Below are 25,956 nucleotides of genomic sequence, written 5' to 3' on the forward strand. Positions count from 1 at the left end.
GATCAATAGATAATTGATCGTTTCTTCACTTAGTATTATTATAACGCCATTAACTCTTAGGCGATGTTAAAACATCGTCAAAAACAATTTTTCAGTAAAAAATCCTTGATAGCAGTTTGATCTCATCAGCTCTGGCTAAAAACTTACTGAGTTACACTTAACGAACTAAAGGATAACTCTTATGCCAACACCACATATTGAAGCTCAAGCCGGCGACTTTGCAAAAACAGTATTAATGCCGGGCGATCCGCTTAGAGCAAAATATATTGCCGATAATTTCTTAGAAAATGTTAAATGCGTAACGCGTGTTCGTAACATGTTTGGTTACACGGGCACTTATAAAGGTAAGCCTATTTCAGTCATGGGTTCAGGAATGGGGATCCCTAGCGTTTCAATATACGCGACTGAACTTTATAAAGACTACGGCGTTGAAAGTATTATTCGCATTGGCTCTTGTGGCGCTGTTCGTGACGACATAAAAGTGCGTGATATTGTTATAGGTATGGCAGCAAGTACTGACTCTAACGTGAACAGACAGCGTTTTCATGGCGTTGACTTTGCAGCATGTGCAGATTTTTCATTATTAAAAAGTGTGGTAGATACTGCCGAACGATTAAATAAGCCCGTACGCGTAGGTAACATTTTTACGGCTGATTTATTTTACACACCTCAACCAGAAATGTTTGCCACTATGGAGAAATATGGCATTTTAGCGGTTGAAATGGAAGCAGCGGGTCTTTATGGCGTAGCAGCAGAATACGGTAAAAAAGCATTAACGGTGTTAACGGTGAGCGACCATATTAAAACAGGTGAACAAACTACAGCTGATGAACGTGAAACAACGTTTAAAGACATGATGGAATTAACTTTAGAAAGTATTCTATAACGTTTAAATGAAGGTTATGTTGTGATTAGCCATCGACGTGGATGGAAATACTCATGCTAATAAGCATAAACGCCTAAGAACGGCCAGAGCACCACAACATTGCATACAAGGATATAGAGACTAAGTTTTGTTTGAAAAATAAACTGACCGTTTATCCTAAACATAAAAAGGGTTAGCATTAATGGCTAACCCTTTTTTATATCAACTATTTAAGCCAAGTAAATGGTTTGATCAAGCAAAAAATGGCTATGTGTTATTAAAACCAAGCTCAGTTAAAAAGCTTGTTCCGTAAGCCATTTCTTCAACACTAAACAGTTCTGCTATGGTTTGTCCTAAATCAGCAAAAGTGGTTCGTCTACCTAAATTCACTGAAGCAATATTGTGATGATAGGCTAATACCGGCACATATTCACGTGTATGATCGCTACCTGGCCAAGTTGGATCACAACCATGGTCAGCCGTTAGAAACAATACATCGCTATCTTTCATCGCACTCAGTACTTCAGGGATGCGAGCATCAAAAGCTTCAAGCTCTCTAGCATAACCTACTGGGTTTCGTCGATGGCCAAAGTCCTGATCAAAATTAACTAAATTAGTAAAGATTAATGCATTATCTTGTGCGCTATTAATATGAGTGATGGTTGCATCTAATAACGCATCTAATCCCGTTGCCTTGGTTTTTTCACTAATGCCTTGATGAGCAAAAATGTCAGCAATTTTACCGACACTTATCACATGAGTACCGGCATCATAAATTTTATCAAGTACAGTCGGCGCTGGTGGTAATACCGAGTAATCGCGACGGTTACCAGTTCTCGCAAAATCTTCGGGAGTCTCACCAATAAAAGGTCTTGCTATAACTCGTCCTATATTTAAGCCTTCAAGTTCAGCGCGTACCGTTTCACAATACTTATAAAGATTGTCTAGACCAAAATGTTCTTCATGTGCCGCTATTTGAAAGACACTGTCTGCTGAGGTATAACAAATGGGTAAACCTGTTTTGATATGCTCTTGCCCTAATTTTTCTAGAATGTCAGTGCCAGAGGCATGACAATTACCTAACATACCGCTAAAGCCTGTCGCCAGATTAACTTTTTCAATCAAATCTTCAGGGAAGGCATTTTCTTTATTGGTGAAATATCCCCAGTCAAAAAGTACGGGAACACCGGCCATTTCCCAGTGTCCACTCGGCGTATCTTTGCCGGTGCTTATTTCTTGTGCGAAACCGAAAGCGCCTTTTTGGGGCTCTCCACCTTGCTGTGGAAAATCAGTATTTGAAGCATCGTGGCCAGCTTTAAATAAACCTAAACTTGCAAGGTTAGGTAAGTTTATGGCCTTTCCTGTCTCGGTGTAATATGCCTTAGCAAGGTTAGCAAGGGTATTTGCACCAACATCACCAAATTCTGCTGCGTCAGCAGAGTAACCGATGCCAAAACTGTCTATCACTAAAACTATTGCGCGGGCCATAGCATTTCCTTTATGATCATTTTTCAAATATATATTCATAAATAGCAGAATAAAACATGACCACATGGTCAAGTTGTGCTAATTTATCACCTTTTGAAAATGGGGTAAATGATGCTTTTAAAAATACGCTGATAAAGTAACGTATTTTTCATCATTACATCATAAAAGTATGAACTAGCTTTTAATTACTGTCATCTCAACAGCGGATGACAGAATTAAAATTATTTTTGAAGCTGAATTATCGACAGGCTAAAACATTGAACGCAAATAAACCGACAATTATTACAATCACAGGTCCATCAGCATCGGGTAAAACCCTTTTTGCGCATACAATTCATGATGAACTTATCGATGAATTAGGTGAAGACGGTATTTCCATTTTAAGTGAAGACGCATACTACCGCTCACAATCTCATTTAACGATGTCTGAACGTGAACAAACAAACTACGACAACCCTAGCGCCTTTGAACATGATTTATTAGCAGAGCACTTAAAAAGTATCACTGAAAATAAATCTATCGATGTCCCTATTTATTGTTATAAAACACACACGCGTTTAAATGAGACTCGCAGATTTACCCCCACAAAAATAGTCTTGGTTGAAGGCATTTTATTACTGACAGATAAAGCACTTCGAGATCAGTTTGACATTAAAGTCTACATGGATACACCACTTGATATCTGCTTGGTTAGACGCATTAAACGCGATTTAACTGAACGCAATAGAAGTATTGAGTCGGTAACCAATCAATATTTAGAAACAGTGAGACCGATGTACTATCAATTTATTGAACCCTCTAAAGCTTGGGCTGATATAGTGATCACTCGCGGCGGAAAAAACAGAATGGCGATTGAAGTGCTTAAAGCAAAAATACGCCAACTCTCAAAACTACCACTACAAAAATAAAAATAACAATAACAATAATTATAAATTAAGGGGATTTATGGATTTTTCCGCATATAGAGGGGTAATAGGCATATTTGTTTTATTAGCCATCGCCTATGGACTTTCAAAAAGCAAAAAAGATATTAACTTTCGTACCGTAGGTTTTGCCTTTTTATTACAACTGTTACTGGGTGCTTTTGTTTTATATGTTCCCTTTGGTAAAGACGTATTAACGACAATCACCTCAAGCGTACAAAGTGTCATTGACAGTGCGAAGGTTGGCATAAGTTTTCTCTTTGGTGGGCTTGGCACAGACGCAATGTATGAAAATGGCGTTGGTTTTGTTTTTGCTATTCGAGTGTTACCTAATATTATTTTCTTCTCTTCTTTAATTGCCGTTCTTTACTACCTTGGCATTATGCAATGGGTCATCAAAATTATTGGCGGGAGCTTACAGAAATTATTAAAAACCAGTAAGCCAGAGTCACTTTCAGCCACCGCCAATATATTTGTTGGTCAAACTGAAGCCCCCTTAGTTGTTCGTCCTTATATAGCTAAAATGACACAGTCAGAACTCTTTGCCATTATGGTAGGGGGACTTGCTTCTGTAGCAGGCTCTATTATGGCAGGTTATGCAGGTTTAGGTATTGACCTTAAATATTTAATCGCGGCATCTTTCATGGCAGCTCCCGGCGGTTTATTAATGGCTAAAATTATATATCCTGAAACCGAACCTGAAAAAATCATTCAAGAAGAAGTTGACTTCGATGAAGGCGATGATAAACCGGCTAACGTCATTGACGCAGCGGCTTCTGGAGCAGCATCTGGGTTAAAACTGGCGGTAAACGTGGGTGCAATGTTATTGGCATTTATTGCGCTAATTGCTTTACTAAATACGATTGTTGGCGGTATTAGTGGTTTATTTGGATATGATAATATTACTATCGAACTCATTCTCGGATACGTTTTTGCCCCTTTCGCATTTATTATTGGTGTACCGGTAAACGAAATGCTGCAAGCAGGCAGTTTTATCGGCCAAAAAGTGGTTGTAAATGAATTTTTTGCTTACGTAAATTTTGTTGAAATAAAAGACACGCTTTCACCGGTAACCCAAGCAATTGTAACGTTCGCGTTATGTGGATTTGCTAACTTATCTTCAATAGCCATTTTACTTGGTGGTATTGGCTCAATGGCCCCTAGCCGTAGACGTGATATCGCTAGGCTTGGTGTCCATGCAATGTTAGCTGCAACGTTAGCTAATTTAATGAGTGCTGCTATTGCCGGCGTATTCATTTCTTTGTAGAGAAATAAAAGGAAAATAATCGTAATGTCTGATCTTAAAAAAGTTGCTCAGCGCGCCCTTTCGTTAATTGATTTAACAAGCTTAACGGATAGTGAAACGACAGAAGAAATTAAAACCTTGTGTCAACAAGCTAATTCATTAGCAGGCGCTACGGCCGCTATCTGTATATACCCACGGTTTGTACCGCTCGCAAAAAAACTATTAAAAGCACAGCAAACCCCTCATATAAAAATTGCTACGGTAACTAACTTTCCTCACGGAAATGACGATATAGATATCGCTCTAGCCGAAACACAAGCTGCTGTTGCCTACGGGGCTGACGAAGTTGATTTAGTCTTTCCTTACAAAGCATTAATGCAAGGTAACGAAGCGATTGGCTTTGATATGGTAAAAGTGTGTAAACAAGCTTGTGGTGAATTTGCTAAGCTCAAAGTTATTATCGAATCTGGTGAGCTTAAATCAGCAGTATTAATTGAACAAGCAAGTGAAATTGCAATTAATGCCGGTGCTGATTACATCAAAACATCAACAGGTAAAGTACCGGTTAATGCCACACCAGAAGCCGCTAAAATTATGCTTGAAGTCATTAAAAATAAAAACATCAATGTTGGTTTTAAACCCGCAGGTGGTGTTAGAAATGCTGAAGATGCCGCGGTTTACCTTGATTTAGCTGATAGTATATTAGGTAATGAGTGGGTTGATAATAACCATTTTCGTTTTGGCGCAAGTAGCTTATTGAACAGTTTACTTGACACGCTAGGACACACCACTGAAAATAAGTCAGCAAATAGCTACTGATCACCATTGATAAAGAAGTAATTCATGGCACAACTGTATTTTTATTATTCATCAATGAACGCAGGTAAGTCGACTCACCTGTTGCAATCATCTTATAATTATCGCGAACGTGGTTTAACAACGGCTATCTACACCGCACAAATTGATGACAGGTTTGCCAAAGGAAAAGTCGCCTCGCGTTTAGGTATAGACGCAGATGCTTTCTTATTTGATGATAGTATCAACATGCTCGTTGATATAAAAAACAAACACCAGGCAAAAAAAATTGATTGTGTGCTTATTGATGAAGCACAGTTTTTGTCAACAGAACAAGTAAAGCAGTTAACGGATGTTGTTGATTTATTGCATATACCGGTATTAGCTTATGGCATAAGGACTGATTTTCTAGGAGAAACTTTTTCTGGCAGTGCTGCCCTGCTCGCTTGGGCTGATAAATTAGTCGAATTAAAAACGATTTGTCATTGTGGACGTAAAGCTAACTTTGTCATCAGACAAGATGAATATGGTGTGCCTGTAAAAGTGGGTCAACAAGTTGAGGTGGGTGGTAATGAACGTTACGAGCCTCTTTGTAGAGCCCATTTCAAGCAATTAGTCTGGTAAACATAGTCATTTCTTCTTTGTTTAATACGAGGAAGATATTTATCTCATTTGTCCCTGTATAAAACAAGGAATACTCCATGTCAGTTTTTGAAAGCACTCACCCACTGGTCAAGCACAAAATTAGTTTATTACGAGATAACAATATTTCAGTTAAAGCCTTTCGAGAGTTGACTAAAGAAATATCAATGTTACTGACGGTTGAAGCAACCCAACACCTTAGTCTTAAAAATACCTCATTAACCTGTTGGTCTGGCGAAATATCAGTCCCTACACTTGCTGATAAACAACCCACGCTTGTTCCCATATTACGTGCGGGTTTGGGTATGCTTGAAGGCTCTCTTTCAATATTGCCTTGTGCAAAAATTAGTGTTGTTGGCATACAACGAAATGAAGAGACTTTAGCGGCTGAAAGTTATTACGAAAATATAATTTCTGATATAGAAAACAGAACAGCAATTATTATTGACCCGATGCTAGCAACAGGCGGCACTGCATTAGCGACAATAGATTTATTAAAAACCTCAGGTTGTAAGACCATTATCGCGCTATTTTTGGTTGCGGCACCAGAAGGCATTAAAATGATAGCAGATGCTCACCCTGATGTTACGTTAACCATTGGCGTAATAGATGAAAAACTTAACAAGCAAGGTTATATTCTACCGGGTTTAGGTGACGCAGGAGACAAGATTTTCGGTACGTTGTAATATTCGATACGTGATAAATTGACTAAAGTATTAAAATCACTTCTTATGGGCTAAATAAAAAGTGATTTTATATGATGCAAGCTTAATAGATCACCGGTGGTAATTCAGGTGACTCTTCAGAATAAGTGATTGCTTGTTGAAATTGCTGAGCAGCTAATCGCGCAGAATTTTCATCTTTCGCATGAACACGCGCAATAACTTCGCCACTGTTTACTTGTACTCCCAGCGGTAAAATTCGATCGAAACCCACACTGTGATCTACTTTTTGTTTTGGCGCAGTTCTACCGCCGCCTAAACCAACCACTGACATACCGACATCACGGGTGTTCATTTGTGCTAAGTAGCCATGTTGACTCGCTTTTATCTCCATAATAATTGCAGCTTTATGCATTGAACCCCAAGGGTTTTCAACAAAATCTGTTGGACCACCTAAAGCCGCTATCATACGTTCAAATATTTCTGCCGCTTTACCTGAATGCAGCGCCTTATCAATTTTAAGATAGGCACTTTGTTCATCGCTTGCTAAACCAGAGTTTACTAACATCGCACAGGCTAACGTTTTAACAACCTTATGCAAACGTGGTTCTCGCTGTTTACCGGTTAAATATTTAGCGGTTTCATACATTTCAATAGCATTACCAGCACTGGTGCCTAACACTTGATTCATGTCAGTGATGATCGCTTGAGTTTTAACGCCGGCACCATTGGCGACACTTGAAATACTCTCAGCAAGCGCTTTAGCATCGTCAAGAGATGACATCATCGCGCCATTACCCACTTTGACATCCATCACTAAAGTATCAAGACCCGCAGCGAGTTTTTTAGATAAAATAGAGGCGGTTATCAGGGGAATAGACTCAACCGTCGCGGTGACATCTCGAATACTATAAAGGCGTTTATCTGCAGGCGCTAAGTTGTCAGTTTGGGATATTATAGCGACACCCACCTCTTTTACGATGCGCTTAAATTCAGCTATGGTCGGTTCAACATTAAAACCCGCAATACTTTCTAATTTATCTGAGGTACCACCGGTGTGTCCTAACCCGCGCCCTGAAATCATTGGCACGTAAGCACCACACGCAGAAACGATTGCAGCAAGCATAAAGCTCACTTTATCTCCTACTCCACCTGTAGAGTGTTTGTCTACAATGGGGGCATCATAGCCCTCCCACGAAAGTACATCACCTGAGTTCATCATCGCTTTAGTGAGTGTTACTTTTTCTTCAACCGACAATCCTTTTTGAAAAATTGCCATCGCCATTGCACCCACTTGACTGTCGGAAAAACTGCCGTCAACTAAACCCTTCACGAAACTGTGAATTTGACCTTCGCTGAGGTTTTTACCATCACGCTTAATGCGAATAATTTCTTGCGGTAATACCATGGTTAAAATCCTTATAGATCCAGTAGATCTTTTGGTGTGAAAGCATCTGGTAAAAGTTGTGCCACACTCCACACTTGCTGTTCATTTTTGTGATTAAACGCAATCACCGGAGCTGATTGTTCAAAAAACTCGGCGATAACTTGTCGACATGCGCCGCACGGTGGCGTTAATTTGTCTTGCTCGGTATAAATAACGATCATCTGAAAGCTCTGCTCGCCTTTTATCACGGCATGGCTTACACAATTACGCTCTGCACAAACCGTTAAACCATAAGACGCATTCTCAACATTACAACCTTGAACAATATTTCCCTTTGTTGTTAAAGCAGCGGCACCTACATAAAAATTGCTGTAAGGCGCATAAGCTTTACCATAAGCTTCTTTAGCGGCGGCTTTTAAATTTGCCGGTATTTCGATTGTATTTGTATTTATCATTATAAAGATTCAAGAGTTATTGAGTCGTATCAGAATAACATAGTTGACCAAGTGGTCAAGTATGTAGTTTAGGTATGAGTAAAAGGGTTAAATTTTTCCATAAAAAAAAACCCTTTAGTAAACTAAAGGGTTTTTATTGAAGTCATACTCAGTTGAATTAGAACTTGTAGCTAACGCCTACTTTAATTCTCCAAGAAGAACGCTCTGCATCATAATATGTTGGCGCACTATCTCTAAACCCTTCACTATATTCATAAGTATTAGTATCTTGGTCGTAATTAATATCAACTAACTCTCTAGCATTTGTGAAGTTAGTCACATTAACTTTACCTGCACTACTATCGATTAAGTTAAGAACGTTTTTAACCGAAACGAAAAGCACACCTTTATGACCTTCCATAAAACCAGGAACTTCTTGGCTATATTTAAAGTCAAGACGAGAATTCCAAGGTCCTGTTTCAGTATTACGAGGTGCAATTCCACCAGCATATTTCGTTAAACCACTCGCATCAAGTACAGTTTTAAGTTGTTCATAACTATAACCATCAGCATATGTTACCGCTGCATCATCTGCACCTGTTGGTATATATGGTAAAAACATATCAGCTCTTGTGTAGTTGTTTTGACCACCGAAAGCATTTGAACCGCCATCATATACCCAACTGTAAGGTCGACCTGATGAACGTTCACCTTGAAGTGAGAAAGTCGAGTTGTAACCTTCAAACAATTCAATGTTATAAGACAAGTTTAGTTTGAAACTATGTTCAATTTCATAACGGCTTGTACCAACTTGAGGGTTGTTTCGATCAGCGGTATTATATTTCGAGAAGTTTGAGTTAGAGGTTGAACTCGTTCCGCCAGCTAATGATGTTGCGTCAGTATTTGCATATGAAACATTGAAATAAAGACCGTTATCAAACGCTTTAGCTGCACTTAAAGTAAATATCTTACGTTTGCCGCCTTCACCATTTGTAACCATAGCATCAGCTCTATCACGCGAGCCTGTGCCAACAGGGATAACACGACCATCAGGACCAACAACAGATTCTTGTGTCGTTCTGTATAATTCTTTCCAGCGAACAGCGTCTTTTTCTTCAACGTACATGAAGCTAGTTTCTAAATCCCAACCCGTACCTAAATAAGGACCTAAATCAGCGGTATAGTTCGCTGTTAAACCTACACGCCATTCGCTTGGCAATTCAAAGTTAGGATCGATTGCATCAACATCGCCGTCACCTGGAGTCAGTGTTGCACCTGCAGGAGGTTGAGTTATATCAGCATTTGTTAAGTCAACATCATTTACGTTTGCACGTACATTGATTTGACCATCATTTGAATATACGTTAGAAATCCAAACATTTGGAGTACCACCATAATAGCGACCGATACCACCACTTAAGGTCAAGTCGTCTTGCACTGACCAGTTAAAACCGAAGCGAGGTAAGAAAATATCTTTACCGTCTAAACTATTAGTGTTGCTAAAACCATATAAACCAACAAAAGCTTCGTTTTCACGGATAGTGCCAGACGTTGAAATACGCTCATATCGCACACCTGCATTTACCCATAACTCATCGTTAATTTGCCATTTATCTTCAACAAAAAGGTGGAAGTTTGATAATGAAAACTCTGCTGCTGCATCATTCGCATTACCTGTGTAAGCATTTGAATAAGAAACACGTTCAGCATTTTGATTTTTGAAGTCTTCTACTGAATCAAATAACCACTCACCTCGAGAAAAAGGTACAAACTGGTTAAATACGTTGGTTTTTTCAATACCAACACCAAATGACAATACATGTTCTTCAAGTAAATATTCACCGTCAAAATCAATAGCTAAAGTGTCATTTGTCAATTGGTTGGCATGACGATATGCGTCAGTACCAAGCCATATTGAATTTGAATCACGGTCAGAGCATCTCTCATCACTTTCACCGATAGTGATACACGCTTGACCAATTTTTTTATCGTTTAAAACATCAGAGAATGAACCCTGTTTGTTTTCAACATCTTTAAATGAAACACTTAACTGTGTTGATAGTTCATCAGTCCAGTATGAATAAAGTTGTAAAGCATATGATTCAACACTTGCATCAACGTTATACCAGTTACTCAATAAACCAAATTGATTTCTTGAACTTGTATGTTGATCACGCACTGAGTTATCTTGTGTGTTTTGATAAGTAAATGCTGCACGATGGTCATCATTGATATTCCAATCAAGCTTAACAATTAATTTTTCGCTATCGTTAGATAGGCCATCAGCAATACCGCCAGCGTTAACGCCATAGACTTCTGAAGCAATATTTTGTACTTCTGTAATCGTATCAGAAGTTAACCAATCTTTAGGATTTGCAGTACCAGGACCAAAATTATTTACAAATGGACTTTTAGACTCTTCATAACTTACAAAAAAGAACAACTCGTCTTCAATAATCTTGCCGCCTAAAGCCATACCATAATTTTTACGTGTAAAGTCTAAATTGATATCTTCGCCATCTTCATTTTTAGGCGTGCCGGCTAAAGAATCACTTGAGTAGTCGTAAAACAACTCTCCAAATAGTTCATTAGTACCTGATTTTGTAACCGCATTTATTGACGCACCGGTAAAGCCCGAAGCTTTGGCGTTAAAAGGGGTAATATCAATGGCTACCTGTGCAATAGACAATAAAGAAATAGGAGAACCGTTCGTTGGGTAACCGTTTGCACTTAAACCAAAATCATCATTTTGTTTAACGCCATCAATTGACAAGCTGTTAAAACGTGGATTTACACCACCTACTGACATTTCATTACTATCGCTATCAGAAATGTTCACCAAAGGATTTTGACGAATAATATCTTTTAAATCACGGTCAAATGCAGGGGCACGATTAATATCATCTGCACCATATACACTACCCATGCCATTTTTAGCGCCATGAATTAACGCATGACGACTACTACCAGAAACAGATATACGCTCCATTTCTTCTGAGCCTAGTTCAATGCTGACTTGTGAAGTTTGACCTAATTGAAGAAATATATTTTCTAAGGTTTTATCTTGATAAATATTAGAGTCAACAATGACTTTATAAGGACCACCTACTCTTAAACCGCTAGCAGAAAATACACCACTTTCGTTTAGCTTAACTGTTTTTTTAGAGCCTGTAGGTATATGTATAACAGTAACCGTAGCGCCTGTAACAGGTGAACCGCTATTACTTAAGATTTGTCCTCGTATTGAGGATGATGTATCAGCAGCCATAGCTGAAGTAGAAAGTCCAAGCGCTAATACAACGGCGCCTGTTATGAGTGAGAGACGAGGAGTGTTCATCTGTTATTCCTTGATTACGTTTTTAATTATTGATTACGTTTTAAGTGTTGATTACTTATTAATATTTTTAGCAACTAAAAACTTAACCAGTTGCTCTGTTTTTAATTTCGAATGAAATTAGACCAGATTTTTATTACACTTTCATTACATATTTTCAGACTTTTTTAAAATCAAATGTTATATGACAACTTTTTATAAATAAAGCGAAATCCAAAAACAATTAATAACGTTAATAAACAATAGGATAAAAAACAATCAAGGCGTTATCAATATAATTGATAATGAAAATGGACTTTATATAAGATATTGGTATCGATATCTTATTTTAATTCCCTTTAGTTATATGTGTGTGCAGCCAGTTCATTACATAAGTATACAAATAAAGCATAAACAATCATGTTTACAACAGATTGAGCTGATTTTATTTAGGTAAGCGCGTAAAATGTAAATAATAATAAACGTCAGGAACATCGATTAAAGCGTTAAAGTGCCCTTTCAAATAAATGTGTAAACATTTATAGTAGAATTTCATAAAAATGTAATTTTGTCTCTTGAATCTACGACAAGATCGAGATAAGTCTAACGAGCCATAAAAGTTAACTATATGGTCAAGACCTAGTAAATAAATAAAATTATAATAATAATAATTAACTCAAAAATGTTTTATTTATGCATTCTTAATATAGAGCAACTTTATGAAAAACAACAAAGAAATTAAAAAAACAGGGAATATTCGGATACAAAGCCAACATAAAATAATGATAGCGGCGAGTACTGAGTTTGTTTTGCAAGGCTTTAAAGGAGCTACGGTGCAATCAATTGCCGACCGAGCGGGCCTACCCAAAGCTAATATACTTTATTATTTTAAAAATAAAGAAAACATTTACCACGCCGTATTAGAACATACCTTACAAATGTGGGATGAAGGTATCGGAGATATAACGCCCGAAGATGGTCCTAAAGCGGCGATTGAAAAGTTTATTGATGCAAAAGTAAGAATGTCTTTCAAACACCCCGAGTCATCAAAAATTTATGCCATGGAGATCATCCAAGGTGCCCAACATTTAAAAGACTTTGCGCGTACTTATCAACGTAAGTGGGTAAGAGAAAAAGCGCAGCTGTTTCAGCAGTGGATAGACAATGGCGAAATGCGAGATGTTGACCCAATACATTTGATCTTTCTTATTTGGTCTTCAACCCAGCACTATGCTGATTTTGAAACACAGATCTTAACTATTATGAATAGAGCAGATTACGAAGATGAAGATGTTGAGCATGTCATTGCCTTTTTAACAGACATGATTTTACGCGGATGTGGTTTAAACTAAGACTTATGAAAAATTCAATTTTATCTATCACTATAACACTAGCGTTGACTTATATGAGTACAGCACAAGCACAACAACTTAAAATAGCAACATTCAACGTAAGTATGGAGGCTTTAAATTATCAGTCTCCCCAAAACCGTGAAACGGCTACTGTTTCAAGTAATGCTTTGCAAGTCGCTTTAGAAAGCAACCATCAGCAAATTAAAAATATTGCAGAAATTATTCAGCGCGTAAACCCTGACATTATTCTGCTCAATGAATTTGATAATCAACATAATAATGAAGATAATCAACACCAGGCATTGAAAATATTTAGTAAGCACTATTTAAATAAAAGCCAAAATGGCCAAAAGGCCATCGATTTCCCTTATTACTATCAAGGTCAGGTAAATACCGGTGTTAACTCCGGTTACGATCTAGATGGCAATGGAACACCCGGTGTTTTACCCGGTGACGGTTTTGGTTATGGCCATTTTTCAGGGCACTTTGGCATGGTATTAATGTCAAAATACCCTATTGATGTAAAGAATATACGCACTTTTCAATATTTTAAATGGCGAGATATGCCAAATGCCTTGCAACCTATTGACCCTACAACGTCAAAGCCTTGGTTTAGCCCTCAAGCTTGGCAAGATTTAAGACTTTCTTCTAAATCTCATTGGGATGTTCCGGTAGAGGTTAATGGACAAATTATACATATATTAGCAAGCCACCCTACACCACCCGTTTTTGACGGGCCAGAAGATAGGAACGGTAAACGTAACCATGATGAAATTCGTTTTTGGGCCGATTACATTTCAGCTGACAAGTCAGCTTATATCTATGATGACAAAGGTGACAAAGGTGGTTTAAAACCATTAGCACCTTTCGTTATTCTTGGTGACTTAAATGCATCGAGTGTTGATGGGAATGCAATGAATGCTGGCATTTCAAGTTTATTAGCTCATGTTGACATACAAGATGCCATGCCTAGCAGCGAAGGCGCAGAAAAACATACCCAAGATAATACTAACGCTAAACATCATACGGCCTTTTGGCGGATGAGAGCAGATTACGTTTTACCCTCAAAAATGGGACTTACCATTAAAGACGCGGGTGTATATTGGCCAACAAAAGATGAAGATACCTATCGATTAATAAAAGATAGAGCAGCATCGTCAGATCACCGTATGGTATGGCTTGACCTCTTATTAAATAATAAATAGTTAACAGTAAACCGTTAGTATTTAGATGAACCATAAATACCTCATAACTTTAACACTTACTACAAGAAGTAAAAAATGAAAAAACTCCTTACTGCTGTCAGCGTTGTCATTGCCTTAACAGCCTGTGAAAAAACTGAAAATAACGCAAGTGTTGCTATATCACCAGTAAAAACTGTTGAAAATATGCATGCACCCAAAAATATTATTATGGTAATAGCTGATGGTATGGGACCGGCCTACACAACCTCTTACCGATATTTTAACGATGACCCTGCAACAACGATTATCGAAGAAACAGTATTTGACCGTTTATTGGTCGGCTCTGCAAGTACATACCCAGCTAGAGTCTCTGGACTTGTTACTGACTCAGCCGCGGGAGCGACAGCCCTTGCTGCGGGTGTTAAGTCTTACAATGGCGCAATAGCATTAGATGTTAATAAGATAAGTGTAGAAACTGTTTTAGAGTTTGCCAAAAAGCAAGGCAAAAAAACGGGTGTGGTGGTTACTTCACAAATAAACCATGCAACTCCTGCAGCTTATTTGACACACAACGAAAGTAGAAATAACTACAATGCCATTGCCGACAGTTATGTAGATAACGGTATTAAGGCTGATGTTTATTTTGGTGGTGGCTGGCAGTACTTTATTCGTGAAGATAGAAATTTGGTTGACGAATTTAAAACCGCTGGTTTTCAATATATCGATAACTACAACGCCTTAAATACGCTTAAAGCGCAAACGCCTGTTATCGGTCTTTTTGCAAATAAGGGGTTACCCTCAGCAATTGACGACACAGACCAGCATCGATTATCAACCATGACAAAAAAAGCGATTCAACAATTAGAGAACAGCAACGGTTATTTTATGCTAATTGAAGCCAGTCAAATCGATTGGGCTGGTCATTCCAATGATATTGTTACTGCAATGGCAGAAATGTCAGATTTAGCGATAACAATGGAATACTTAGAGCAGTACGTCAAACAAAACCCAGACACGTTAGTAATACTAACTGCTGATCACAGCACAGGTGGTTTAACGATAGGTGCGCGTGGTAAATATGAGTGGAATCCTGAGATTTTACGTACAATGAAAAAATCGCCAATGATCGTTGCGGATAATTTAGTTGAAAATAAAATAACACAACAATTATTAACTGAATTACTTAGCTTTGATGTAACGACAAATGAAGTTGAGCAAATTGTAGCAGCCAAAGTTACCGCCATTGAAGAATTAGCGGCATACAAACAGCTTGGTGAAGAAACAAAAACCAACATTAAAAAACCTGAGATGAATAAAGCGATTGAGAGTGTTATTAAAAAAATTATTGATATTAGAACAAATACGGGTTGGACATCAGGGGGACACACAGCAATTGATGTTCCTGTTCATACCTTAGGTAAACGCAGTGAGATACTTAAAGGTAAAATTGATAATACCGATATAGCCAAACAAATATTTTTACTGCTGGGTAAAAAATAAAGCTAGTTCTAGCATGATGTATTTTATAAACATAAAAACCGCTAATATTCATTAGCGGTTTTTTTGTTGTTACGTCCAAGCACAATATGATTAGCAAACAATAGATTCATTAATCTAGCCTCACTCATCGATGAGACATAAACCCAACAGTTGTCTTATCGCTTTATATTCTTAAATCCTACTCATGAAAAATAACAACGACCAACGTTTATTTCTCTCATAAAATAACAACACTTTAATATGGTAACCCCAAAAACGCTATAAAACTTGATTAAAAACAAAGACAAAGAACACAAAAAATTACTTACAGCCCTTTTATCATTGCTATATATAAAGACTCAGGCCTTAAGTAAACATTCACTCCTTAATAATAACGGAGTTGCCGGGGTTGTTAAGGTCGCCCTACACAGAGTTACCAGAGTTACAGCAACCACACGACAAGGGTTGCTGGGGTTATTATTTACTTGGTTTAAAGGGTTGCCGGGGTTATACTTTGACAAGCTGTTAATAAAGGATATAACAATGAAATACCCTATCGCATTAAAGAAAATACTTGGCGTAGATAACTATAAGGTTAACGTCCCTGACTTACCGGGCTGTGAATGTAATGGCGAAAGCATTGATGCTTCGCTTAACAAAATAAAGGACAGTATCGCTGAGCACCTTGCTATTTTGGCTGAATATAGTGAGGCTATTCCACACGCGACAACGATTGAAAACCACCTAGCTAGCTACCCAAATGTTATCTGGGGTATCATTGATATCGATATAGTGCCCTACTTAGGCAAGAGTCATAAAATTAATGTCACCTTACCAGAGCTGCTGATAAAACAAATTGATGATCGGGTCAGTAAGTCTTCGGCATACAAAACACGCTCAGGCTTTATTGCGAGTGCTTGTATGAGTCAATTGAATCAATAACAATGTTAATAGCATTGGCCAATCAGTAAAAACTAAAATTGAGAAATAGAAATGACAAATAAAAATTTGCTACTACTCAGTAGCTCTCGTGTCGGTAATACACCTTACTTAGCACATGCGCAAACAATGATTGAAAACCACTTAGCAGGCATTAAAGACGTATTATTTATTCCCTACGCAGGTGTTAGTGTTAGTTATGACGATTACACGAAGAAAGTACAAGATGCTCTGCAACCATTGAACATTAACGTTACAGGTATTCATCAGTTTAGCGATGCGGTTACGGCGGTTAATAACGCAAAAGCAATTATTATTGGTGGCGGTAATACCTTTCATTTATTGCATCAGTTGTACGAGAATAATTTAATCTCTGTTATTACTGACAAAGTAGCAACCGGTGTACCTTATATTGGCTGGAGTGCCGGCGCTAATATAGCCGGTGCGAGTATCTGCACTACCAACGATATGCCGATTATTGAACCCTCCAGTTTTAAGGCTCTTAACTTAGTGCCATTTCAGCTTAACCCTCATTACACTGATTTTAATCCACCGGGTCATAACGGTGAAACAAGAGAACAACGTTTAGCTGAATTTATGGTCATTAACCCTGAAATGCCTATTGTGGCGATTGTTGAAGGAAGTGCTTTAACACTCGAATATAATAAATTGTCACTAATCGCTTGTGCGAAAATAGGAAATCCTGATGGTTTTTTATTTAAAGGAGGGAGTAAAAAAACGATTGCCGTTAGTGAAGATATCAGTCATTTGTTGTCAATGTAGAGTGGGCTGATTAATGAAGAAAGAGGTTGTAATGCGGCCCCTTTCTCTCATTTAGACAAACGTCACTAATATCCTAAAGCAGTTCAATAATCGACGATAGATTTATTGCCGACACGGCTTTGTTTAGATCCGCTTCAAAACCTAATTGAGCAATCATCGGAGCTGAAATTAGTGTCGTTAGCTCCGCTATATTTTCATGTAAGTAACTCATTGGCTCGATACAATTAGCTATCCAACCAATGCAATCAAGTCCATCTGTTCGTATCGTTTCATAAGTTAGCACGGCATGATTTAAACAGCCTAGCTTCATATTTACCACCAAAATCACCTGCTGGTTCGTTTGCTGAACAAACTCAGATAAAAATTTGCCATGACCTAATGGTAATCGCCAACCACCTGCGCCTTCTGTAATCACAATGTCACTGGCTCTTGCTAAAACGTTGTTGTATCCAAGGTTTATGTCCGATAATTTAATTTCAGTATTCATTAAATTAGCAGCGATGTGAGGCGCAATGGCGGGTTCAAAAGCGAGAGGGTTAATTTCGTTAATGGTTTGTCCGCAATTTGCCTGGTGTAAGAGTAATTGTGCATCTTCATTAACAAGGACTTCTCCTGTTGCTGAAGCTATTCTTTCACATCCGGCTGAAATAGGCTTAAACACGGCAACGTTAAAGTTCATCTTTACTAAGGCCGCAGTGAGTAACTGAGCAACGTAGGTTTTGCCTGCATCAGTGTCCGTTGCAGTAATAAAAAGTTTAATCATTTAATTTAACTATAATCCCAGAATACACTTTATAAGTAGCAGGATAAATGCCACTTGGCTCTTGAAAGTCTTGATAGCTAAGGGTCATTCTTTGCCACTTGTCTTTACCAGCTAAACCTTTTCCTTTTTCCTTAGGCACATGATTTGCGCCGAGCCCCTTCAATTCACGGGCTAAATGCATCACGTTTTCATATTCTAAGACTAAATCTTCATTTTTTTGTTCAAGTAATTTACATGAGCAAAGACTAAAAATGGTTTTTAGTTCGCCTTCTGTCTTAAAATCAATCACATGTTTATCATCATCAACCTGTGCCCAAGATGACTTTAATTCATGTAAGGTGCCATCAAGTAAGGTTGAAAATATAAATAAACCACCAGGCTTTAATACCCGTAAAACTTCCTTAACAAGGACGTCGAGGGGATCACACCATTGAATAACTAAATTAGAATAAATAACATCAATACTATCTGCTTTGAGAGGCAGATGATAAGCATCAGCCTCTAACCAAGAAATACCTTTACTACGATTTTCCTGGGCAAAAGATAACATTTTAGCTGAAATATCAACACCAATGGTTTGGTTGAATTTACTCGTTAAAATATCAGTAAAAAAACCGGTACCCGATCCTAAATCTACCACAGTAAGATCTGAGCGATTAGGTAATAATGACATCAAATTTTTACCCGTATAACGCTGTAATCGAGATGAAACATCATACGATTGGCTTGCTAAGCCAAATGACTTGGCTATTTTAACCCTGTTTAATCCCTCTGCCATTAACTTAAAACCTCATTCAAACAATTCGCTAAATAGTTGATATCTTTCTCTTTATGCTTTGCCGTTATGGTTACGCGTAACCTAGAGCTATTTTTAGCAACAGTTGGAGGTCGTATCGCGGTCAGCCAAATCCCTCTATTTTTCAACGTTTGGCAGACGTTAAGCGTTCTTTCTTCACTGCCAATAACAATGGCATGAATAGAAGAGGATGAGGTTATTATATTGATGCTAGCATCAAGGTTCATTGATAAAATCTCGCTTAATTGCCTAATTTTTTCTCTACGCCAAGATTCACTTTGGGCAAGTTTTATACTCATTTTGGTCGCCCAAGCGATAGCAGGAGAAATAGCGGTTGAATAAATATAATGACGGGAAAAATTCACCAGATACTCATAAACATCTTCATCACAAGCGATAAAAGCACCACTGGTAGCTAAAGCTTTACCAAAAGTGGCCATAACAATATCGACCGGTCCAAAACTACTACTTCCCTGACCTTTATCACCTATGATGCCAAGACTATGAGCATCATCCATATAAAGCATTGCTTGTTGTTTTTTTGCAATATCAATTAGCTGGCTAACATCAGCACAATCGCCATCCATGCTAAAAATACCTTCAGAGATAATAAGTTTATTTTCATAAGTACTGTTAGCTAAATACCGCTTAAGTTGTTGGTGGTCATTATGTAGATAACGCTTTACTGAAGCGTCGCTTGATAACGCACCATCAATTAAAGAAGCGTGACTTAACTTGTCTAATAAAAATTGGCTCTCTTTATTACCTAACGCTTGTAAAACACCGGAGTTAGCTGCAAAACCACTACTATAAAGTAAGCAGCGTGGTTTATTTAACCACTGACAAACTTCTTCTTCTAGCGCTTGGTGCGCATAATGAAAACCCGTAATTAAACTAGAAGCACTCGCACAACTACCGAATTTATCAACACCTTCTTGAAACGCTTTATTTATATCACGGTGATGATTTAAACCGAGGTAATCATTAGAAGAAAAATTTAAATAACGTTCACCTGACACAAAAATCTCTCGACCATTTTGATCGCTTATACATTGACGTTGACGATATTGAGATTTTTCTTTTTGCTGAGCAACTTGCTCAGCAATAAAGTTAAAAGACATAGATTCAGTTTGACTCTTATGCGATGTGAACGTTACAAAGAAGCGTCGTAAAAAAGCGCTTTGTTTTGCTGATTGACAACCGCTGTTGTTATCTGCTGTTCAGTATCTTCATCTTCAGTGGCAATAGTTTCGGTATTAATACCTAATTTTGCAAACAATTGCATATCTTTATTCGCTTCAGGATTACCCGTTGTTAACAATTTACAGCCGTAAAAAATTGAATTTGCTCCGGCTAAGAAACACATTGCTTGCATTTGATCATTCATCGCATCGCGTCCTGCCGATAAACGTACATGGCTTTTAGGCATCATTATACGGGCAATAGCAATACAACGGATAAAATCAAAAGGGTCTAAATCGTCAACATCTGCTAATGGCGTACCTTCAATTTTTACTAACATATTGATAGGCACACTTTCAGGGTGCTGCGGTAAGTTAGCTAATTGGGCTAAAAACGAGGCTCTGTCTTGTGCCTTTTCGCCTAAACCAACAATACCACCACTACATACCTTCATGCCCGAGTCACGAACATTCTGTAACGTGTCTAATCTATCTTGATAGCTACGGGTGGTAATTATAGAATTATAATGTTCCGGTGATGTATCAAGATTATGGTTGTAATAATCTAACCCCGCTTCTTGAAGTTCGTCGGCTTGGCCGCCATCAATCATGCCTAATGTCATACAGGTTTCTAAACCCATCGCTTTAACACCTTTTACCATTTCAAGTACAAAAGGCATATCACGCGCTTTAGGATTCCTCCAACCGGCGCCCATACAAAAACGCGTTGAACCTTGATCTTTAGCTACTTTTGCAGCTTCTAATACTTTTTCAACTTCCATTAACCGTTCTTTTTGAACATTAGTATTGTATCGAACACTTTGTGAACAATATTTACAGTCTTCAGGACAAGCACCCGTTTTTATTGATAATAACGTGCTAACTTGTACTTCATTCGGGTTAAAATGTTCACGATGAACGGTTTGAGCTTTAAACATAAGATCACTGAAAGGCATAGCAAATAATGCTTCAACTTCAGCTATTGACCAATCATGACGAGGTATATTCGTTTGAGACATATGAAACCTTTGCTGTAAAAATGTAAATGGGATAATTGCATCGTTAAATATTAGCAGGTAATCTATGCGCCAGTCATTAATTGTCAACATAAAAACCCATGCAAGCTTTACATATGAATAAAAAACATACAGATTTAATTGATTTTGATAAAAAACATGTTTGGCACCCCTACACGTCTATGTCGAATCCACTGCCATCATATTTAGTTGAATCCGCACAAGGTGTTCATATAAAACTCGCCTCAGGAGAAGAACTTGTTGATGGTATGTCTTCGTGGTGGTCGGTGTTACATGGCTATAATCATCCAAAATTGAATCAAGCACTTATTGATCAAACGCAAAAAATGGCACATGTCATGTTTGGTGGTTTAACGCATGAACCTGCGATTAACCTCTGTAAGAAGTTGATTGATATAACACCAGAGCCGCTTCAAAAAGTCTTTTTATCAGACTCAGGCTCAGTATCTGTAGAAGTGGCCATTAAAATGTCTTTACAATATTGGCATAGTCAAGGCAAAAGCGAAAAACACAAACTACTCACGGTTAAAAATGGCTATCACGGCGATACCTTTGCAGCAATGTCGGTTTGCGATCCCGTGAATGGTATGCATCAAATTTTTGAAACGGTGTTAATGAAAAACATTTTTGCGCCGGCGCCACAAAGTAATTTTTATCAACCGTGGGATGAAAGTGAACTTACAAGGTTAAAAACATTATTTAAAACACAGCACGAAAAAATCGCGGCCTTTATTATCGAACCTATAGTGCAAGGTGCAGGCGGCATGCGCTTTTATCACCCTGAGTACTTAAAAGCATGTCGCGCTTTATGTACGCAATTTAACGTATTATTTATTGTTGATGAAATAGCCACAGGCTTAGGCCGAACGGGTAAAATGTTTGGCTGTAACTGGGCAGAAATAAGCCCTGACATTATGTGTTTAGGAAAAACATTAACCGGCGGTTATATGACCCTTGCAGCTACGCTTTGTACAGAAGAAATTGCCAATACCATCAGCGATGGCGAAGCAGGATGTTTTATGCATGGCCCTACTTTTATGGCAAACCCGCTGGCATGTGCTGTCGCTAATGCAAGTGTAGACCTTTTAGAAACAGGAGAATGGCAACAGCAAATTGGTTTTATTGAAGGTTATTTAAAGCTAAAATTATTACCCTTAAATAAGCACTCAAGAGTGAAAGATGCGCGAGTACTCGGGGGGATTGGTGTTATAGAAACAGTAGATGCAGTGAATATGGCTAACATACAAAAGAGGTTTGTTGAGCTGGGTGTATGGATCAGACCCTTTGGTAAGCTTATCTATATTATGCCACCTTTTATTATCACCGAGGCAGATTTAAAGAGACTTGTTAAAGCAATAAGCACAGTACTTGATGAAGCACAGTGCTTTGCATAATAAAGACTAAATTATATTTTTGAAGTAGAGATAAACACATTTAGCAATGAACTTATACTTCATTGAGTTTAACTAAAATATAGACAACCCAAGCGACAGTGATCGTCAGTAAAAGGACTAAATTAAAATGCTTACTGTCTTGTTTTCTTCTACTTCGATAATGATCAAGCACTAAACAAAAATAGCTACATAACGCGCTTATCCAAAGCACTATATATAAATACCCGGTCAAGGGTGTTAGCCAAAATTGTCTTATTTCGATATCTCTATATCGTAGTAAACCATAATCTTGCTCTGGTGCAGCAAAATATGACATAACGATGGCAAATATGAATAAACCCCAGCCACTTAATGCCAAAACTCGTGTTAACACTACCCCAATATCTGCAGACTTTCGCCTGTTTTTTGTTGCTAAGACCATTGATCTAAACCCTCTAAAGTCAATATGACTATGTTTTGTTTATATATAGGCCGGAATAGCAAGTTTTACTTGTTAAAAACAACAGTAAAGGTAACATATCACACCTTAAAGTTAGTGCAAATAAATTCAGCATCCTAAACTGGATATATGTACAACTATCTATGACAATAATTAAATAAAGATAAGAGGTTGATAAATGTCAGTTATCTCAATCACTGATGTACTTGCTGGTAAATACCCAGTAAGTGAAGCAGTTACAGTACACGGTTGGATCCGAACTCGCCGTGATTCTAAAGCCGGTATTTCATTCTTAGCCGTTCATGACGGTTCATGTTTTGATGCTATTCAAGCCATCGCGCCAAGTGATCTCGATAATTATCAATCAGAAATATTAAAATTAACTACCGGTGCATCTGTAAAAGTTACCGGTATTTTGGTTGAATCCCCGGGTAAAGGTCAGTCATTTGAAATACAAGCGACGAAAGTAGAGATATTAGGCTTAGTTGATGACCCTGATACTTACCCAATGGCTGCAAAACGTCATAGTATAGAATTTTTACGTGAACAAGCTCACTTACGTGCCCGTACTAATATCGGCGGAGCCGTTGCTCGTGTTCGAAATACCTTAGCTCAAGCGGTTCATCGTTTTCTTCACAGTAAAGGTTATTTTTGGATCAGCACGCCATTAATTACTGGCTCAGACTGTGAAGGTGCGGGTGAAATGTTCCGTGTTAGTACGCTTGATATGGAAAACTTACCTCGTACTGACAAAGGTGATGTTGATTACGGCAAAGATTTTTTTGGTAAAGAAACATTCTTAACGGTTTCTGGCCAATTGAATGTAGAAACTTACGCATGTGCCCTTTCAAAAGTTTATACTTTTGGTCCAACATTTCGTGCTGAAAATTCAAACACCACACGTCACCTAGCAGAATTTTGGATGATCGAGCCAGAAATCGCTTTTGCTGATTTATCGGATGCTGCTGACCTTGCTGAAGAAATGTTGAAGTATGTTTTTCAAGCCGTACTTGATGAGCGTAGCGATGACATGGCGTTCTTTGAGCAACGTGTTGATAAAACAGTTGTAGATCGTATGAACTCAGTTATAAAAAATGATTTTGTTCGTTTAGATTACACTGACGCTATTACGATATTAGAAAATTGTGATAAGACATTCGAAAACAAAGTCGCTTGGGGTGTTGATCTTAACTCTGAGCACGAGCGTTACCTTGCTGAAGAGCATTTTAATGGTCCGGTAGTGTTACAAAACTATCCGAAAGACATTAAATCTTTTTACATGCGCTTAAATGATGACGGTAAAACAGTTGCTGCTATGGACATTTTAGCACCAGGGATTGGCGAAATTATTGGCGGTAGTCAACGCGAAGAACGTCTTGATGTATTAGACGCTCGTTTAGCTGAAATGAATTTGAATCAAGAGGACTACAGCTGGTATCGTGATTTACGCCGTTACGGCACAGTGCCTCATTCAGGTTTCGGTTTAGGTTTTGAACGCTTAGTTGCTTATGCAACAGGTATGCAAAACGTACGAGACGTAATTCCTTTCCCAAGAACGCCAAATAACGCGGCATTCTAAGCATCGAATAAAGTCATATAAAAAAACCTCTTTATTGAGGTTTTTTTATGTTCAGGATGAACGGTATGTCATAGTTACAAGGATGTGAAAGAATGACAATGTTCAGGATGAACGGTATGTCATGATCACATGGAGCGTTTATAGCCAAATTAGCATATATTATTGGACAAGTTCTTTTACCATAAAATATTTACAACCTGTTTTGGGGTAATGTTCTTGCACCCACTTTGTTTGATAACCGTGCTTTTGATAAAAAGGCATTGCTTGAAAGTTTAAGGTATCAAGCATACTTAAGGTACAACCTCTTCCGCTTGCTGCTTCTTCAAGCTCAGCTAAAATTCTAGTACCCACTTTCTTACCACGAAGTGACTCGTCAACCCAAAGTGTATTAATTAATAGCCAATTGCCAAACGTACGTGCCGAAGAACCAGCAATAATATGCCCTTGGTCATCGGTTATTTGAATAGCAAGTGGCTTGCGTTCATTCACTTCCCAATGCGCCCAATTAAACTCTGCTATTTTTTTATCGAGAAAGTTAATTAACGCTTGTTCAGGCTCGTCTAGTATTTCAATATTCATCAAACCTCTTTAATCGTTAAAAGTACGATACATGTGATTCAATCACTCTAGCGGGTTTAATCGGACGCTCTTTTAAAGGCGTACCAATATAGATAAAACCAATAATGTCATTGTCTGCACTTATCGCTAACTCGCGTTTTACTGAACTATTATAACTAAAGTCGCCTGTTCGCCACACGGCCCCATAACCCAAACTAAACGCCGCCATTTGCATAGCATGAGCACAACAACCTGCTGCTATCGTCTGTTCACCTTTAGGGACTTTTTCATGGTGTTGATATTGCGTACTCACCACAATAATTAAGGGGGCGCGATACGGCATGTTTTTAGCTTTTTCTATATTGGCTTTAGCAAAATCTTGCTCTATGGCCGCTTGTTCAAAGACTTGACTTAATTTATCTAAACCACTTTCTTTAATGACAGTAAAAAACCAAGGCGCTAAACAACCGTGATCCGGCGCTCGCATGCCTGCACTCAGTATAAAATCAAGATCACACGGCTGAGGCGCTGGCGATATTAGTCTGGGATTGGATTGTCGTTGTAATAATAATTCTTTAGCATTCATTAAGTATAAAGACCCGGTTATATTTTCGTTGCTGGTGATTATAAAGCTAATGTTTGATAAGGGTAAAGCAAGCAGGGCTAATAAAAAATAAAGCACGGTAAATAATAAGATTAATTTAGGCAAAAACACAT

The 25,956-nt window shown here is 38.1% G+C and carries 24 protein-coding genes; 13 read left to right on the forward strand and 11 right to left on the reverse strand.

Going from position 1 to position 25,956, the window contains the following annotated elements; genetic code table 11:
- Window positions 1–181 precede the first annotated feature (181 nt).
- Window positions 182–886, forward strand: a complete 705-nt coding sequence (gene deoD, locus H4J73_RS07015) for a purine-nucleoside phosphorylase (RefSeq protein ID WP_146800086.1) — start codon at window positions 182–184, stop codon at window positions 884–886.
- A gap of 246 nt (window positions 887–1,132) precedes the next feature.
- On the opposite strand, the gene H4J73_RS07020 is transcribed toward deoD, so the two are convergent.
- On the reverse strand, window positions 1,133–2,353 hold the full coding sequence (locus tag H4J73_RS07020) for a phosphopentomutase (RefSeq protein ID WP_182179400.1): 1,221 nt from the start codon (window positions 2,351–2,353) through the stop codon (window positions 1,133–1,135).
- Window positions 2,354–2,610: 257 nt separating this feature from the next.
- On the opposite strand from H4J73_RS07020, the gene udk reads away from it, so the two are divergent.
- From udk to upp, 5 genes are all read left to right on the forward strand, one after another.
- Window positions 2,611–3,261: a uridine kinase gene (udk, locus tag H4J73_RS07025; protein ID WP_259366657.1), complete on the forward strand. Its 651-nt coding sequence runs from the start codon at window positions 2,611–2,613 to the stop codon at window positions 3,259–3,261.
- 37 nt (window positions 3,262–3,298) lie between these two features.
- The gene (locus H4J73_RS07030) at window positions 3,299–4,543 is read left to right on the forward strand and encodes a NupC/NupG family nucleoside CNT transporter (RefSeq protein WP_182179402.1); all 1,245 of its coding nucleotides are present in this window, start codon (window positions 3,299–3,301) and stop codon (window positions 4,541–4,543) included.
- A 24-nt stretch (window positions 4,544–4,567) separates the two neighbouring features.
- Window positions 4,568–5,341 carry a deoxyribose-phosphate aldolase gene (gene deoC / locus H4J73_RS07035; RefSeq protein WP_182179403.1) on the forward strand — a complete coding sequence of 258 codons (774 nt, stop codon included), beginning with the start codon at window positions 4,568–4,570 and terminating at the stop codon, window positions 5,339–5,341.
- 24 nt (window positions 5,342–5,365) lie between these two features.
- Window positions 5,366–5,941 carry a thymidine kinase gene (locus tag H4J73_RS07040; protein ID WP_182179404.1) on the forward strand — a complete coding sequence of 192 codons (576 nt, stop codon included), beginning with the start codon at window positions 5,366–5,368 and terminating at the stop codon, window positions 5,939–5,941.
- Window positions 5,942–6,018: 77 nt separating this feature from the next.
- Complete coding sequence (gene upp, locus H4J73_RS07045) at window positions 6,019–6,645, forward strand: uracil phosphoribosyltransferase (RefSeq protein ID WP_182179406.1); 627 nt, start codon at window positions 6,019–6,021, stop codon at window positions 6,643–6,645.
- 82 nt (window positions 6,646–6,727) lie between these two features.
- Here the strand turns inward: upp and deoA are convergent, their stop codons facing one another.
- The 3 genes from deoA to H4J73_RS07060 form a co-directional block, all read right to left on the reverse strand.
- On the reverse strand, window positions 6,728–8,029 hold the full coding sequence (gene deoA, locus H4J73_RS07050) for a thymidine phosphorylase (RefSeq protein ID WP_182179408.1): 1,302 nt from the start codon (window positions 8,027–8,029) through the stop codon (window positions 6,728–6,730).
- Window positions 8,030–8,040: 11 nt separating this feature from the next.
- Window positions 8,041–8,463, reverse strand: coding sequence for a cytidine deaminase (locus H4J73_RS07055; RefSeq protein WP_182179410.1), 423 nt, complete (start codon window positions 8,461–8,463; stop codon window positions 8,041–8,043).
- A 157-nt stretch (window positions 8,464–8,620) separates the two neighbouring features.
- Window positions 8,621–11,779 carry a TonB-dependent receptor gene (locus tag H4J73_RS07060; RefSeq protein WP_182179412.1) on the reverse strand — a complete coding sequence of 1,053 codons (3,159 nt, stop codon included), beginning with the start codon at window positions 11,777–11,779 and terminating at the stop codon, window positions 8,621–8,623.
- Between the two features lie 695 nt (window positions 11,780–12,474).
- Between H4J73_RS07060 and H4J73_RS07065 the strand changes: the two genes are divergently transcribed.
- The 5 genes from H4J73_RS07065 (at window position 12,475) to pepE (ending at window position 17,492) form a co-directional block, all read left to right on the forward strand.
- On the forward strand, window positions 12,475–13,107 hold the full coding sequence (locus H4J73_RS07065) for a TetR/AcrR family transcriptional regulator (RefSeq protein ID WP_182179414.1): 633 nt from the start codon (window positions 12,475–12,477) through the stop codon (window positions 13,105–13,107).
- A gap of 5 nt (window positions 13,108–13,112) precedes the next feature.
- A complete protein-coding gene (locus H4J73_RS07070; protein ID WP_182179416.1) occupies window positions 13,113–14,312 on the forward strand; it encodes an endonuclease/exonuclease/phosphatase family protein in 1,200 nt (399 codons plus the stop codon).
- A gap of 75 nt (window positions 14,313–14,387) precedes the next feature.
- Window positions 14,388–15,791: an alkaline phosphatase gene (locus H4J73_RS07075; protein WP_182223880.1), complete on the forward strand. Its 1,404-nt coding sequence runs from the start codon at window positions 14,388–14,390 to the stop codon at window positions 15,789–15,791.
- Window positions 15,792–16,313: 522 nt separating this feature from the next.
- Window positions 16,314–16,712, forward strand: a complete 399-nt coding sequence (locus H4J73_RS07080) for a type II toxin-antitoxin system HicB family antitoxin (protein WP_182179420.1) — start codon at window positions 16,314–16,316, stop codon at window positions 16,710–16,712.
- Between the two features lie 51 nt (window positions 16,713–16,763).
- A complete protein-coding gene (gene pepE, locus H4J73_RS07085; protein WP_182179422.1) occupies window positions 16,764–17,492 on the forward strand; it encodes a dipeptidase PepE in 729 nt (242 codons plus the stop codon).
- Between the two features lie 73 nt (window positions 17,493–17,565).
- Here pepE and bioD read toward each other — a convergent pair whose 3' ends face one another.
- From bioD to bioB, 4 genes are read right to left on the reverse strand one after another with little or no spacing between them, the layout of a single operon-like run.
- Window positions 17,566–18,255, reverse strand: coding sequence for a dethiobiotin synthase (gene bioD / locus H4J73_RS07090; protein WP_182179424.1), 690 nt, complete (start codon window positions 18,253–18,255; stop codon window positions 17,566–17,568).
- Window positions 18,248–19,033: a malonyl-ACP O-methyltransferase BioC gene (bioC, locus tag H4J73_RS07095; protein WP_182223881.1), complete on the reverse strand. Its 786-nt coding sequence runs from the start codon at window positions 19,031–19,033 to the stop codon at window positions 18,248–18,250. The genes bioD and bioC overlap by 8 nt, the downstream gene beginning before the upstream one ends.
- The gene (locus H4J73_RS07100; protein ID WP_182223882.1) at window positions 19,033–20,172 is read right to left on the reverse strand and encodes an 8-amino-7-oxononanoate synthase; all 1,140 of its coding nucleotides are present in this window, start codon (window positions 20,170–20,172) and stop codon (window positions 19,033–19,035) included. The genes bioC and H4J73_RS07100 overlap by 1 nt, the downstream gene beginning before the upstream one ends.
- A gap of 32 nt (window positions 20,173–20,204) precedes the next feature.
- Complete coding sequence (gene bioB / locus H4J73_RS07105; RefSeq protein WP_182179430.1) at window positions 20,205–21,251, reverse strand: biotin synthase BioB; 1,047 nt, start codon at window positions 21,249–21,251, stop codon at window positions 20,205–20,207.
- Window positions 21,252–21,364: 113 nt separating this feature from the next.
- Here bioB and bioA point away from each other — a divergent pair, with 113 nt between their 5' ends.
- Window positions 21,365–22,663 carry an adenosylmethionine--8-amino-7-oxononanoate transaminase gene (gene bioA / locus H4J73_RS07110; protein ID WP_182179432.1) on the forward strand — a complete coding sequence of 433 codons (1,299 nt, stop codon included), beginning with the start codon at window positions 21,365–21,367 and terminating at the stop codon, window positions 22,661–22,663.
- Window positions 22,664–22,715: 52 nt separating this feature from the next.
- Here bioA and H4J73_RS07115 read toward each other — a convergent pair whose 3' ends face one another.
- Window positions 22,716–23,084, reverse strand: coding sequence for a hypothetical protein (locus H4J73_RS07115; protein WP_182179434.1), 369 nt, complete (start codon window positions 23,082–23,084; stop codon window positions 22,716–22,718).
- Between the two features lie 196 nt (window positions 23,085–23,280).
- Here H4J73_RS07115 and asnS point away from each other — a divergent pair, with 196 nt between their 5' ends.
- Window positions 23,281–24,681: an asparagine--tRNA ligase gene (gene asnS / locus H4J73_RS07120; RefSeq protein ID WP_182179436.1), complete on the forward strand. Its 1,401-nt coding sequence runs from the start codon at window positions 23,281–23,283 to the stop codon at window positions 24,679–24,681.
- A gap of 159 nt (window positions 24,682–24,840) precedes the next feature.
- Here asnS and H4J73_RS07125 read toward each other — a convergent pair whose 3' ends face one another.
- Together H4J73_RS07125 and H4J73_RS07130 are read right to left on the reverse strand one after the other, a co-directional pair.
- Window positions 24,841–25,260: an N-acetyltransferase gene (locus H4J73_RS07125; protein WP_182179438.1), complete on the reverse strand. Its 420-nt coding sequence runs from the start codon at window positions 25,258–25,260 to the stop codon at window positions 24,841–24,843.
- 16 nt (window positions 25,261–25,276) lie between these two features.
- The gene (locus tag H4J73_RS07130; protein ID WP_259366656.1) at window positions 25,277–25,948 is read right to left on the reverse strand and encodes an NAD(P)H nitroreductase; all 672 of its coding nucleotides are present in this window, start codon (window positions 25,946–25,948) and stop codon (window positions 25,277–25,279) included.
- Window positions 25,949–25,956 lie beyond the last annotated feature (8 nt).

This window comes from Colwellia sp. MB3u-41 (assembly GCF_014076845.1).
In the GTDB taxonomy this organism is placed as follows: domain Bacteria; phylum Pseudomonadota; class Gammaproteobacteria; order Enterobacterales; family Alteromonadaceae; genus Colwellia_A.